The 12,735-nt window shown below is 68.6% G+C and carries 10 protein-coding genes and 1 tRNA gene; 7 read left to right on the top strand and 4 right to left on the bottom strand.

Annotated features, from left to right (window positions below; translation table 11 throughout):
• Positions 1 to 3: 3 nt before the first annotated feature.
• Positions 4 to 606 carry a M48 metallopeptidase family protein gene (locus tag C7H75_RS17145; protein ID WP_233281787.1) on the top strand — a complete coding sequence of 201 codons (603 nt, stop codon included), beginning with the start codon at positions 4 to 6 and terminating at the stop codon, positions 604 to 606.
• Here the strand turns inward: C7H75_RS17145 and C7H75_RS17140 are convergent.
• The gene (locus C7H75_RS17140; protein ID WP_084985009.1) at positions 603 to 2,045 is read right to left on the bottom strand and encodes a zinc-dependent metalloprotease; all 1,443 of its coding nucleotides are present in this window, start codon (positions 2,043 to 2,045) and stop codon (positions 603 to 605) included. The genes C7H75_RS17145 and C7H75_RS17140 overlap by 4 nt on opposite strands.
• Before the next feature lie 111 nt (positions 2,046 to 2,156).
• On the opposite strand from C7H75_RS17140, the gene C7H75_RS17135 reads away from it, so the two are divergent.
• Positions 2,157 to 3,215 (top strand): YlbL family protein, encoded by a 1,059-nt coding sequence (locus C7H75_RS17135; RefSeq protein ID WP_217451363.1) that lies wholly within the window; start codon positions 2,157 to 2,159, stop codon positions 3,213 to 3,215.
• On the opposite strand, the gene C7H75_RS17130 is transcribed toward C7H75_RS17135, so the two are convergent.
• Positions 3,212 to 3,796: a PPA1309 family protein gene (locus C7H75_RS17130; RefSeq protein ID WP_233281786.1), complete on the bottom strand. Its 585-nt coding sequence runs from the start codon at positions 3,794 to 3,796 to the stop codon at positions 3,212 to 3,214. The genes C7H75_RS17135 and C7H75_RS17130 overlap by 4 nt on opposite strands.
• A 227-nt stretch (positions 3,797 to 4,023) precedes the next feature.
• Here C7H75_RS17130 and C7H75_RS17125 point away from each other — a divergent pair, with 227 nt between their 5' ends.
• Positions 4,024 to 6,945: a UPF0182 family protein gene (locus tag C7H75_RS17125; RefSeq protein ID WP_233281926.1), complete on the top strand. Its 2,922-nt coding sequence runs from the start codon at positions 4,024 to 4,026 to the stop codon at positions 6,943 to 6,945.
• A gap of 84 nt (positions 6,946 to 7,029) precedes the next feature.
• Here C7H75_RS17125 and C7H75_RS17120 read toward each other — a convergent pair whose 3' ends face one another.
• Complete coding sequence (locus C7H75_RS17120; RefSeq protein ID WP_022597055.1) at positions 7,030 to 7,581, bottom strand: transglycosylase family protein; 552 nt, start codon at positions 7,579 to 7,581, stop codon at positions 7,030 to 7,032.
• 458 nt (positions 7,582 to 8,039) lie between these two features.
• Here C7H75_RS17120 and C7H75_RS17115 point away from each other — a divergent pair.
• Positions 8,040 to 8,116, top strand: a tRNA-Met gene (locus tag C7H75_RS17115).
• Positions 8,117 to 8,277: 161 nt separating this feature from the next.
• Here C7H75_RS17115 and C7H75_RS17110 read toward each other — a convergent pair.
• On the bottom strand, positions 8,278 to 9,921 hold the full coding sequence (locus C7H75_RS17110; RefSeq protein WP_060934501.1) for an acyl-CoA synthetase: 1,644 nt from the start codon (positions 9,919 to 9,921) through the stop codon (positions 8,278 to 8,280).
• A gap of 127 nt (positions 9,922 to 10,048) precedes the next feature.
• On the opposite strand from C7H75_RS17110, the gene C7H75_RS17105 reads away from it, so the two are divergent.
• The 3 genes from C7H75_RS17105 (at position 10,049) to C7H75_RS17095 (ending at position 12,696) form a co-directional block, all read left to right on the top strand.
• Positions 10,049 to 10,585, top strand: coding sequence for a hypothetical protein (locus tag C7H75_RS17105; RefSeq protein ID WP_013416688.1), 537 nt, complete (start codon positions 10,049 to 10,051; stop codon positions 10,583 to 10,585).
• A gap of 153 nt (positions 10,586 to 10,738) precedes the next feature.
• The gene (locus C7H75_RS17100; protein ID WP_022597053.1) at positions 10,739 to 12,223 is read left to right on the top strand and encodes a PepSY-associated TM helix domain-containing protein; all 1,485 of its coding nucleotides are present in this window, start codon (positions 10,739 to 10,741) and stop codon (positions 12,221 to 12,223) included.
• A complete protein-coding gene (locus tag C7H75_RS17095; protein ID WP_005518848.1) occupies positions 12,220 to 12,696 on the top strand; it encodes an Rv2732c family membrane protein in 477 nt (158 codons plus the stop codon). The genes C7H75_RS17100 and C7H75_RS17095 overlap by 4 nt, the downstream gene beginning before the upstream one ends.
• Positions 12,697 to 12,735: the final 39 nt, after the last annotated feature.

The following is a 12,735-nucleotide window of genomic DNA, read 5'->3' as shown; positions in this document are numbered from 1 at the left end:
TCCGTGACTGGCTCGGAGACGTCGAACAGCGGTGCAGGGCCCGAGGTGGAGATCCGGCGCAGCGCCCGCCGACGGCGGACGGTGAGCGCGCGCCGCGAGGGCGACAAGGTCGTCGTGCTGATGCCGACCGGTCTGTCGAAGAAGGCAGAGGCCGAACTGGTCGCCGAGATGATCGAGAAGCTCGAGCGCGCGGATCTACGCGCGGCGGACCGGGCCCGACGCAGCGACGTGGAACTGGCCGAGCGCGCCGCGCGACTGTCGGCGCGATGGCTCGGCGGCGCGGCCACCCCGGTCTCGGTGCGGTGGGTGCCGTCGATGAAGACGCGCTGGGCGTCGTGCACGCCGGTGGACGGCACCATCCGGGTCAGCGAACTGCTGCAGACGGTGCCGGCCTACGTGCTCGATTACGTGTTGGTCCACGAACTGGTGCACCTGTATGTCTCGGGCGGCCACAACCAACGGTTCTGGCGTGAGGTCCGGCAGTATCCGCGCACCGAGCGGGCCATGGGCTACTTGGAGGCGTACTCAGTGGTGACCCGGCAACCGGGCCTGCAGGGCGGCGACGCGGACGACTGCGCCGCCGCCGACGACAGCGTTCCGGACTAGGCCTCGGACTCGCCGGCGTCGCCCTGATCGCGGTTCTTCTCCTCCCGCTCGCGTGCCTCGGTCTGCTCGAGCTGCGCGATCGGGTCGTGGAAGGTGCTCGCCTCGCCGCCGCCGAGAACGCGGTCGACGAATGCGGCCGGATTGTCCAGGTCCGACGAGTCGGGCAGCAGGTCCGGGTGAGCCCACACGCCGTCGCGCGCTTCCATGCCGGTGTCGGTGGTGAGCCGGCGCCACAGCTGCGCGGCTTCACGGACTTTGCGGGGGCGCAGTTCCAGGCCGACGAGCGTCGCGAAGGTCTGCTCGGCGGGTCCACCGGTCGCGCGGCGGCGGCGCAGCGTCTCGGTGAGCGCGGCGACACCGGGCAGGCGTTCGCCGAGCGCCTCGGCGACGACGACCTCCACCCAGCCCTCGACGAGCGCCAGCATGGTTTCGAGGCGTTCGAGGGCCTGCTTCTGCTCCGGCGTGGTCTGCGGCTCGAAAGCGCCCTGCTGCAGGATCTTCTCGAGCTGCGACGGATCGGTGAGCGCCGACGGGTCGAGTCCCTGCGCGGCCTCCTCGATCGCGGAGAAGTCCATCTTGATCCCGCGTGCGTAGTCCTCGACGGTCGCGAGCAGTCGCTGCCGCAGCCACGGCACGTGGTTGTAGAGCCGCTGGTAGGCGGCCTCGCGGGCGGCGACGAACACGAGCACCTCGCGATGCGGCTGCTCGAGCCCCTCGCTGAAGGCCTCGATCGCGGCGGGGAGCAGAGCTGCGGTACCGGCAGGCCCGAGCGGCAGGCCGATGTCGGTGGAGGTGAGGACCTCCTTCGACAGCTGGCCGAGTGCCTGGCCGAGCTGGGATCCGAACGTGAGACCACCCATCTGGGTGAACATCCCGGCCATCGGGCCGATCATGTTGCGGGCCTCTTCGGGAAGGCCCTGCACCCACATGCCGGAAACCTGTTCGGCGACCGGGTCGCACAGCCGCTTCCACGTGTCGAGGGTGCCGTCGAGCCAATCGTTGGGAGTCCACGCCAGGGTGCGGGTGGCGCCGGCGGGAAGTGTGGTGGCGCCGTCGAGCCACAGTTCGGCGAGACGCGCGGCGTCGGAGACGGCGGACGCGGTGCCCTCGCCGATCGGCGTCACCGAGCCGATCTGCTGGCGCGCGAGATTCTTCGCGATCTCGTAGTTGACGGGGCCGGACTGGTCGCCCTTACCCATCGCACTGCCCATGCCACTGAGCATCTGCCCGAACTGGGAGAGCATCTGACCGAGCGCGGCCGGATCGAACCCGGCGCCCCCGGCACCGCCCGCGCCGCCCAGTCCGAATGCACTCGGATCGAAGCCGAACGGCTGACCGGCCGAACCTCCCTGACCCCCGCTTTGCTCGCGGCCCGCCGAATCCTTGTTGCGGTCCGGGTCGTCGTCGGAGTTGGAGAAGCCAAAGGGCAGATCGCTCATAGTTCAACGGTACAAGGCGCGGCCCCGCATGGCCCGTGCGGAGATCACGCTCACGGCGAACACCACCCGGGGTCCGGCGATGCAACTCGCGGCGGCCTCTATCCTGGCCAGGTGAACCGACGGATGGTGACCCTACTGGCGACGTTGGCCCCGGTCCTGGCACTGGGCGTCCTCGGAACGACGGTGAAGGTCCCGTTCGTCGCGCTCGGCCCCGGCCCGACCTTCAACACGCTCGGCGAGACCGACGTCGAAGAGAACGGCGAGATCGTGCGCAAGCCCGTCGTCGAGATCGACGGCACCGCGGTCGACGCCACGAGTGGCAACCTCAACATGACGACCGTCGCGGTGCGCAACAACCTGACGCTGTTCGACGCACTCGGTCTGTGGGTGAGCGGACGGCAGGGGCTGGTGCCCCGCGAGGACGTCTACCCGCCGCAGAAGTCGCAGGAAGAGGTCAAGGAAGAGAATTCGGCTCAGTTCGCCAAGTCGGAGAACAGTGCCGAGCTCGCGGCCCTCCGGTATCTGAACCTTCCGGTCGCCGTCGAGATCCGCACCGTCGCGGAGGGCGGCCCGGCCGCAGGCGTCCTGCGTGAGGGCGACCGTGTGCTGCGGGTGGGCTCCACTCCGGTCGGCAGCGCCGACGAACTGCAGGACGCGGTCGGTGCGGCCGGTGCCGGATCCACCGTCGACATCACGTTCGTGCGGGACGGTGTGGAAACCACCGCGCCGGTGACCCTCGGCTCCCGCCCGCACGGCGACGGCGACGATTCGAACCCGGGCTACCTCGGTGTCGGCGCCGGGACGGTGCCGGAGGTGCCGTTCACGATCGACTTCAACCTCGCCGACATCGGCGGGCCGTCGGCCGGCCTCATGTTCAGCCTGGCCGTGGTCGACAAGCTCAGCCCGGGCGAACTCAACGGCGGCGACTTCGTCGCCGGCACCGGCACGATCGACCCCGCCGGTGACGTGGGGCCGATCGGCGGCATTCCCTACAAGATGATCGCGGCCAAGGAAGCCGGCGCCACGACCTTCCTGGTTCCGGCCAAGAACTGCGACGAGGCGGTGGCGAACCGGCCCGACGGCCTGGACCTCGTGAAGGTCGAGACGCTCGGCGGCGCAATCGACGCGCTCGCCGACATCAACGAGGGCCGTCCGGCGCCGAGTTGCTAGAGCTCGTCCGCGTCGAGCGTCGCGTAGAGAGCGGAGACGACGCCGGGAGCGAGATTGTCGTACGTGCGCAGTTCGACCCCGGCGAACGGATCGTCGTCGTCGGTCGGTCGCAGTTGCAGAAGGGCCAGTGACGGGCCGTCCCGCAGCACCGCCGCGATCAGCCGGGCCTCACGCCGGTCGGGATGCGACTCGGCGGCGGTCCGGGCGGCCTCGTTCGCGGCGTGCTGATCGGTGAGCGTCGGGGCGACCGCGTCGTCCAGGTCGGACTCCGCCTCGGGCGGCAGCACCACGATCTCCTGCACCAGAGCGCAGCCGACCACCTCGGACGGCCACGTGGTCGTGGCCAGGAACTCGTCGAGCGCGGGGGAGCCGCCCTCGACGTCGTCGGGCAGCGACTCCTGCTCGATGGGCGTGAGCTCGGCCCCGTCGTCCAGCTGGTCGAGAAGCGACGGCTCGGCCGCCGCGACGAGCGCCGTCGGGACGATGGCGAACACCGTGGGCGGCTGACCCCACCCGCCGGCGTCGACGAAGTCGATCACCTCGTGCACGCATCGGCTCAAGGATTCGCTGGACAGGCTCACATTTCCACGGTTTCCCGGGGACCCGTCGCCGTGGAAAACACCATCGCTATCGATCACATCCTTATCCTTGCACCATGGCCCGACGGCGCGCGGCTCGGTCACGGGGCGCGACGTCGACGGGTAGTTACGTAGAGTGGGACGAAACGGTCACTCTCAGGTGACGCTGGACGGTGCATTGGCTGCGGCGCGAAGGCGTCGCCGGATTGTTGGGAGAGTGGCACGTGGGCATGAGGCCCCCCGCCGGTTTACCTTCGTTGTCGAAACGCACACGGGTGCTGCTGATCCTGGCGTTGATCGCCGCAGCACTGTTGCTGGTCGGCCCGCGATTCATCGACGTCTACACGGACTGGTTGTGGTTCGGTGAGGTCGACTTCCGGAGCGTGTTCAGCAGGGTGCTGCTGACCCGGATCGCGTTGTTCTTCGTGGTCGGCCTCGTGGTGGGCGCCATCGTGTGGCTCGCGCTGCTGCTGGCGTATCGATCGCGTCCGATGTTCCTGCCCTCGCCGGGCTCGAACGACCCGGTCGCGCGCTACCGCACCGCGGTGATGACCCGTCAGAAGCTGTTCGGCATCGGCATCCCGGTCGTGATCGGCCTGTTCGCCGGTCTCGCGGGACAGGCCAGCTGGGCGACGGTGCAGTTGTTCCTCAACGGCCAAAATTTCGGGATCACGGACCCGCAGTTCGGCAAGGACATCGGGTTCTACTCGTTCGATCTGCCGTTCTACCAGTTCGTCCTGAACTGGCTGTTCGTCGCCGTGGTCATCGCGTTCTTCGCCAGCCTGATCACGCACTACATCTTCGGCGGGCTGCGGCTGAGCGGTCGTCAGGGCGCGCTGACGAAGTCGGCGCGCGTGCAGCTGGCGGTGCTCGCCGGCACGTTCGTGCTCCTCAAGGCGGTCTCGTACTGGTTCGACCGGTACGCGCTGCTGTCGAGTTCACGCAAGGAGCCCACGTTCACCGGCGCCGGCTACACCGACATCAACGCGGTGCTGCCCGCCAAGCTGATCATGCTGGCGATCGCCGTCATCTGCGCGATCGCCTTCTTCGCGGCGATCTTCCTGCGCGATCTGCGGATCCCGGCGATGGCCGTCGCGCTGCTGGTGCTGTCGTCGGTGCTCGTCGGTGCCGTGTACCCGCTCGTCGTCGAGCAGTTCTCGGTGAAGCCGAACGCGGCCGACAAGGAACGCACCTACATCGAACGGAACATCACCGCGACCAGACAGGCGTACGGGATCACGGACCAGACAGTCGAATACGTCGACTACTCGGGAACGTCGACCAAGCAACCCAAGGATGTTCCGGCGGACGTCACGACCATCGCGAACACCCGCCTGCTCGATCCGAACGTGCTCTCGCCGACGTTCACCGCGCAGAAGCAGCTCAAGAACTTCTACGCGTTCCCGAAGTCGCTGAACATCGATCGGTACGAGATGGACGGCACGCTCCGCGACTTCGTCGTCGCGGCCCGCGAGCTGTCGCCGTCGAGTCTGCAGGGCAACCAGACGGACTGGATCAACAAGCACACCGTGTACACGCACGGCAACGGTTTCGTCGCTGCGTACGCGAACCAGGTGACGGCGGTCAGCGGCGACACCCAGAACAACACCGGCGGCTACCCGATCTACAGCGTCAGCGACCTGGAGACGAAGCCCGCGGACCCCGCCCTCGAGGTCGAGAATCCGCGCACCTACTACGGTCCGGTGATCGCGTCCTCGGATGCCGACTACGCGATCGTGGGCGGCGAGCCGGGCAGTGCTCCTCGCGAGTACGACACCGACTCGCGGAAGTACACCTATACCGGTGCGGGCGGTGTCGGCATCGGGAACTGGTTCAACCGCCTGGCGTTCGCAGCCAAGTACACCGAGCGCAACATCCTGTTCTCCGGAGCCATCGGTTCGGATTCGAAGATCATCTACAACCGTGATCCCGCCGACCGCGTGAACAAGGTGGCGCCGTGGCTCACCACGGACGGCACCGTGTACCCGGCCGTCGTGAACGGGCGCATGCAGTGGATCGTCGACGCGTACACCACGCTCGACAACTACCCGTACGCGCAGCGGTCCTCGCTCGACGGTCTGGTGCAGGACAGCACGAACCAGGCCAACGGCCGCATGCTGCCGAAGAAGGAAGTCTCGTACATCCGCAACTCGGTGAAGGCGACCGTCGACGCGTACGACGGCACGGTGACCCTGTACCAGGTGGACGACAAGGATCCGGTGCTCTCGGCCTGGATGGGCGTCTTCCCCGACACCGTCAAGCCCAAGTCCGAGGTGAGCCCGGATCTGCAGGCGCACTTCCGGTACCCGGAGGATCTGTTCAAGGTGCAGCGCGAGATGCTCGCGAAGTACCACGTGGACGATCCGGGCGAGTTCTTCAGCAACAACGCGTTCTGGTCGGTGCCCAGTGACCCGACGGTCGAGACCGACAAGAACCAGCCGCCGTACTACGTGCTGGCCGGCAACCCGGAGACGGCGAAGCCGCAGTTCGTTCTGACCAGCCCGATGGTCGGTTACCAGCGTGAGCTGCTGTCGGCGTACATCTCGGTGCAGTCGGACCCCGAGAACTACGGCAAGTTCCGGGTGTTGCAGTTGCCGACCAACACCCAGACGCAGGGTCCGCAGCAGGCGCAGTCCGCGATGACGTCGGATCCGCGCGTCGCCAGCGAGCTGGCGTTGCTGCGGCAGTCGAACAAGGTGATCTTCGGAAACCTGTTGACGCTGCCGATCGCGGACGGCGGCATCCTGTACGTCGAACCGCTGTACACGCAGCGCAACTCGGCCAACGCGTTCCCGCAGCTCGCCAGGGTGATGGTCAGCTTCACCGACACCACCGGCATCCGGGTCGGCTACGCGCCGACGCTCGCGGAGGCGCTGGACCAGGTGTTCGGGTCGGGCACGGGCAGCTCGGCCACCAGGCCGAGTGGTGAGCCCGCCGCCCAGCCGGAGACCGGCGGTCAGACGACGCCGGCACCCACTCCGGCTCCGTCGGCACCGGGTCAGACGCCGGACAAGGCTGCTGCGGTCGCGGAACTCGATGCGGCACTGGCCAACCTGCAGTCGGCGCAGGCCGGCGGCGACTTCAAGGCCTACGGTGAGGCGCTCGATCGCCTGCAGCGGGCCGTCAACGCCTACCAGTCGGCCGGTGGCTGATCGGTAGGTTCCGAGTCCGGTAAACAGCTGAAGGGACCCTTCGTACGCTCCGAGCGTACGAAGGGTCCCTTCAGCTGTGTGGGCTCAGCGGGTGAGCGCGGCCTTCACGTCGGTGACGGCGCCACCGTGGGTGTCGAGCAGCTGCTGGAACTGGTCGCCGTAGCCGTGCTGGGAGGCCGCGTCGCCGGCAAGCCGGACGGCCTGGTCGACGAGGTCGGCAGCGGACGGGGCCTGCATCGGCGCCGGTGCGGGGGCCTCGGCAGGGGCAGGCGCGGGTTCGGCGATCGGGGCCGGCTCGGCCGTGGTCAGGTACTGGCCGCACGTGGGCCAGGCGCCCGGACCCTGCGAGGCGAGGGTGTTCTCGGCGACGCGGATCTGCTCCTCCTTGGACGCGGTGTGCGGGGAGCCGGTGCCCCCGTTGGCGGTCCAGGTGCTCTGCGAGAACTGCAGGCCACCGTAGTAGCCGTTGCCGGTGTTGATGCCCCAGTTGCCGCCGCTCTCGCACTGCGCGACGCCGTCCCAGTTGTGGGTGGCGGCGCTTGCGGTGGCGGTGCCTGCGGCGAACGGGACTGCGACGAGGGCGCCGGTGACGGCGGCCCAGCCGAGGGCGCGCTTGGTGAAGCTGGTGTTGGTCATGCGGGTAGTTCCTCTCCTGCGCCGACGCGACTGGGCCGGCGGGAGACGGGTTCGTCCTCCCGGGCACACCGTTCGTGGTGTCGCGTCCCTGCCCCTCGAAGGGTTTGTGTTCGTCCGAATCCCGCGGGGGCAGAGCTGGCAGCGGCGGGTCGGTCCTGCACTCGAACATCACGAGCTGGTAACGAACGTACGACGACGCCCGCCGGAAAGTCATGTCGACGAAACAGTCCGGTCGACCCGTTCGGAAGTGCTACCCGGCCGCATTCATGCAGGTCCGAGCGGCGCGTTGCCTTTTCGAGCCCTGGCCGTTACATGCGTGTTATGTGAGATGGATTACCGATTTTTCGTGATCCGAGTCACCCTGCAACGAGCTTCGGTGGCGGCTTCGGCGGACGCGACCGGCTCGCTGCAGGCGATTTGCCTTCCGTTCCGCCGCTCGTGTAACTTCGTTCATGCATCGCGGGGTGGAGCAGCTCGGTAGCTCGCTGGGCTCATAACCCAGAGGTCGCAGGTTCAAATCCTGTCCCCGCTACCAATGAAGAACCCCCGTCCTGGATCAGGGCGGGGGTTCTTCCTTTTGTGCTCGTGCAGGCAGCGTCCTCGCACGGGAACTTGCCGTGGGTGGTCGATCGTGCTGTCTGTGCCGATTCCGATCGGGTTCAGTGCGCCGGGGCGATGTGTGTGCGCCGGGGCCGCTCAGGACGACTCGACGTCCATTTCCGAGAGCACCCGACGCAGCAACTTGCCGGTGGCGTTGCGGGGCAGTTCCTCGATGAAGACGACGTCGCGCGGCACCTTGTATCGGGCGAGATTCGACTTCACGTGGGCACGGATCTCGTCGGGATCGCGCGTGGACGTGGACGCCGCGACGACGAAGGCGCGCAGGCGGTGGCCGAACTCGTCGTCCTGCACGCCGATCACCGCGACCTCCAGGACATCCGGCCGCTCGGCGATGAGGTTCTCGACCTCGAGTGGGTAGACGTTCTCCCCACCCGAGACGATCATGTCGTCGTCGCGTCCGTCGACGAACAGCAGTCCGTCGTGATCGAAGTGGCCGACGTCGCCGGTCGAGAGCATGCCGTCGATGCGTTCCTTGTCGCGTCCGTCGGTGTAACCCTCGAAGCTCAGTCCGGACTTGGCGAAGATGCGCCCGACGACGTCGGGTTCGGTGATCCGCTTGCCGGCGTCGTCGAACAGGGCGATGTGGCACGTGGCAGGCGGTCGTCCCGCGGTGCCGGGTGCGCGTTCGAGGTCGTCCGGGGTGGCAACGGTGACCGCGGCGACCTCGGTGGAGCCGTAGAAGTTGTGCAGCACCTTGCCGAACACCTCCTGGGTGCGGATGCACAGGTCCGGGGGTATGGCCGATCCGGCCGCGAAGATGACCTTCAGTGACGACGTGTCGTACTTGCCGAGCACGTCGGGGCCGAGATCGATGATTCTCTGCAGCATCGTCGGCACCAGCACGAGGGTGTCGGCGCGGTGCTCGGCGATCAGGCGCACCGTGGTCTCCGGGTCGAACCGACGCTGCATCACGACGGTGTTCTCGAGCGCCATGCCCAGGCCGAGTTGGGAGATGCCGGTGCCGTGGAACGCGGGAGCGGCCATCAGCATGGTCTGCTTGGGACGCAAGGGAATCCGGTCGAGGAACTGTGCGGTGACGAACGGGGAGGTGTGCCCCCGGGGCGCGCCTTTGGGGGTGCCGGTGGTGCCGCTCGTGAGCAGGATGAAGACGCCGGGCTGTTCGGGGGCGGGCACGGTGTCGGTGGACTGTCCGGCGATGAGGTCGTCGAGGGTGCGCGGCGGTGTCTCGGCCGGGGGAGTGCGCACCGGCTCGTCGACCCACGACAGGTACGTGGCGACGTCGGACGGGAGGGCATCGGCGATGTCGGCGAACTCGCTGTCGAAAACGAAGAACTCCACCTTCTCCCGCACCGCGACGTCGACCAGTTGCGGCCGCGCGAATCCGGTGTTCATCAGCACCAGGCGAACTCCGCTCTTGGCTGCGGCGAGCATCGTGAGGATCAGGCCGCGGTGGTTGCGGCACATCGCGCCGACGCAGGTGCCGACACCGATGCCCTCGGTCTTCCAGGCGCGTGCCAGCGCGTTGGACTGTGCCTCGAGCTCGCGGTAGGTGAGTGCGCCGCGTTCGTCGATCAGTGCGATCCGTCCGTGTCCGGCCGCGGCATGGGCGTGCACCGAACCCGCGAACGGGCCGTACTTGTCGACGGCGAGCAGCACGCGAACCCCCTCGTCCACACGGGGGAAGGGGATGAGCCCGGAACGCTGCATCACGCGCACCGCGCTGAGTGTGTCGGTGATCTTCGTCAGAACGTCCTGCATGGTTGCTCCCATCGGTGACGTCGGCAGCCCCAGACTAGCGGTGATGTGCGTCACAGTGGGGCAATTCGTCCTGGTCCGACAGTCGGCGGCCGCGGGCGAGTCGGACGCCGGCAGTTAGTCTCGCGGAGTGGAATCCGGACCCGACGCCGCCGCGCAACTGCGCGGCACGGTCGTCGGCGCGCTGTCCGGGGCGCTCAGTATCGCGGCACACGGACTGGGCGGAGGCTCCGCGTTCCCCGGAGACGAGGCGATCGTGCTGCTGGTCGCGGCGAGTGCCGTCGTCGGCGCCGCGGTCGCGTCGCTGCGCTCCCGGCGTGGCCCGCTGGTACTTCTCGCGCTGATGCTGGCAGCGGGGCAGGGAATCGGCCACTTCACCCTCACATTGGCGTCCGAGCACGCACACGGACTGCAGCTCACCCCGCAGATGCTGGGTGCGCACGCCGCGGCGACCATCGTCGGCGCCGTCTTGATCCGGGCGGCCGAGCGGTCGCTGCTGAGCCTCCTCGGATCGGTGCTCCGGGTCGTCGTCGCGGTGCTGTCCGCGCCCCCCGTCCCCCACATTCGCCGGTGGACACCCACGGTCGTCCGTCGCCTCGACCCGACCGGCGCTCGCGTCGCCCTCGTCGCGGGCGGAACCCGCGGCCCGCCCGCTCTTTCCCGGTAGCCGACCGGTCACGCGCTCGCGTGCCCGGCATCTGCCGTCGTCTTCACCGCCGATGTCCCCACACGACCCGTGTTCCGGGGCCCGTCGGCGGATTCCTTGCGGCGCGCGTTCGTTTCGCGCGCCGATCCGAGACTTCAGGAAAGAGCCTGTGTCATGCATGCTTCCGAAGGCGTGGGGACCACCCCTGCGCACGTTCCGAACGATCCGAAATCCCGCCCGGAGTCAAATGATTCGTCTCCGCCCGGCGCACTCCGCAAACTGGTGCTGCGGTTGCACTTCTACGCCGGCATCTTCGTCGCGCCGTTCCTTGTCATCGCGGCGATCAGCGGTGGTCTGTACGCGATAGCACCCACCCTCGAGCAGTTCGTCTACCGCGACTACCTGCACGTCGAGTCGACCGGGCCCGCCGCACCGGTGAGCGAGCAGGTCGCGGCCGCGCAGGCCGAGCGCCCCGACCTGACCGTGTCGGCGGTACGGCCGTCGTCGGGGGAGGGGCAGACCACGCGGGTGCTGTTCACCGACCCGACACTCGGTGAATCCGAGCGGCTGTCGGTGTTCGTCGACCCTGTGACAGCGCGGCCGGTCGGCGAACTCGTCGTCTACGGAAGCAGCAGCGCGCTGCCGCTGCGGACGTGGATCTCCCAGCTGCACCGGCATCTTCACCTCGGTGAACCCGGCCGGCTCTACAGCGAACTCGCGGCGTCCTGGCTGTGGGTGATCGCGCTCGGTGGCGTCTACCTGTGGGTGCGTCGTTACCGAACGGCCCGAGTCCGCAGCGCGGCCGCCGCACCCCGGTTGTGGACCGTCAAGCGGGGTGCACGCGGGCGCAACCGGGCGCTCGGATGGCACGGCGCCGTCGGGCTGTGGATCGCAATCGGTCTCGTGTTCCTGTCCGCGACGGGCCTGACCTGGTCGAAGTACGCGGGCGAGAACGTCACCGACCTGCGGACGTCGCTGGGCTGGACGACGCCGTCGGTGGCGAAGACGCTGTCCGGCACCGACGCCGCTCCGTCCGGTGGGCACGAGGGCCACGGCGGGCATGCTTCTGCTCCGGCCGGCACAGATGTGCTGGACGGCAACGTCGGACGCATCGACGACGTCCTCGCGGTCGCCGCGAACGCCGGCGTGACCGGTGAGGTGGAGGCGTCGATCCCGGCGACGCCCGAGACCGCCTTCGTGGTGACCCAGACCCGTCAGCCGTGGCAGTTCTCGACGGATGCGGTTGCGGTGGACGGCGCGACCGGGCAGATCACCGACGAATCGCGGTTCGCCGACTGGCCGCTCGCGGCGAAGCTCACCACGTGGGGCATCGCGCTGCACATGGGCATCCTGTTCGGGTTGTCGAACCAGATCGTTCTGCTGGCGTTGGCGATCGCACTGGTCGCGGTGATCGTCCTCGGCTACCGGATGTGGTGGCTGCGACGTCCCACGCGCGGCACGCAGCGCTGGGGTCGGCCGCCGGCCCGCGGCGCACTGCGGGGCCTGCATCCCGCCGTGATCGGCGCGATTGTGATCGGTTCCGTACTGGTCGGATGGTTCGTGCCGCTGCTGGGGCTGACGCTGCTCGGGTTCGTTGCCGTCGATATGGTCGTCGGTGTGTTTCAGCGCAGACGAGCATCGAGCGGCACGAACGAATGAGTGACGACCTGTCGCTGCTGCGACGCGAACTCGCGTCGATCGAGGCCAAGGTGGCGCGTGAAGTCGACCCGCGCGGGCGGGGCCCGTTCATCGCGGCGACCGTGCTGATCCTGCTGATCGCGCTCGCGGCTCCGCAGGTCGACGGACTGCGCGCGTGGCAGGTCCTGGCCGGCGGGCACGACGAGGTCGCTGCCCTGGCCCGGCTGTTCACGTGGTTCGTGGTGGTGTTCGGGATCGGGGTGTCAGCGCTCGCGGCGTGGACGCGGCGCTGGGTGTTCGCGTGGGTCGCGATGGCCGGGGTCACCGTCGGCACCGCGCTCGGACTGCTGACGTACTGGTCGCAGCACAGCGTCCGCAGCGCCGAGACGGGCAGCCTCGGCTACGGCCTGCTGGTCGAGTGGGCGGCGATGGCCTTCCTCGCGGCGCTGTGGATTCCAGTGGTCGCCGGGCGGTCGAACCTCATGCAGCGCTGAGTCGCCGAACACTCGAGAGGGCGCCCGTCGCATCTGCGG

Origin of the sequence: Rhodococcus (subgen. Prescottella) equi, assembly GCF_003013675.1 — a bacterium.
In the GTDB taxonomy this organism is placed as follows: Bacteria; Actinomycetota; Actinomycetes; order Mycobacteriales; family Mycobacteriaceae; genus Prescottella; species Prescottella equi.
The sequence above is the reverse complement of the archived record's forward strand: the minus strand, read 5'-3'. Positions and strand labels throughout refer to the sequence as shown.

What these genes read in the sequence shown, in the direction of transcription:
- C7H75_RS17140 (WP_084985009.1), bottom strand. Translation starts at nt 2,045, where the DNA reads ATGAGCGATCTGCCCTTTGGCTTCTCCAACTCCGACGACGACCCGGAC.
- C7H75_RS17125 (WP_233281926.1), top strand. Translation starts at nt 4,024, where the DNA reads ATGAGGCCCCCCGCCGGTTTACCTTCGTTGTCGAAACGCACACGGGTG.
- C7H75_RS17120 (WP_022597055.1), bottom strand. Translation starts at nt 7,581, where the DNA reads ATGACCAACACCAGCTTCACCAAGCGCGCCCTCGGCTGGGCCGCCGTC.
- C7H75_RS17110 (WP_060934501.1), bottom strand. Translation starts at nt 9,921, where the DNA reads ATGCAGGACGTTCTGACGAAGATCACCGACACACTCAGCGCGGTGCGC.
- C7H75_RS17100 (WP_022597053.1), top strand. Translation starts at nt 10,739, where the DNA reads ATGCATGCTTCCGAAGGCGTGGGGACCACCCCTGCGCACGTTCCGAAC.
- C7H75_RS17095 (WP_005518848.1), top strand. Translation starts at nt 12,220, where the DNA reads ATGAGTGACGACCTGTCGCTGCTGCGACGCGAACTCGCGTCGATCGAG.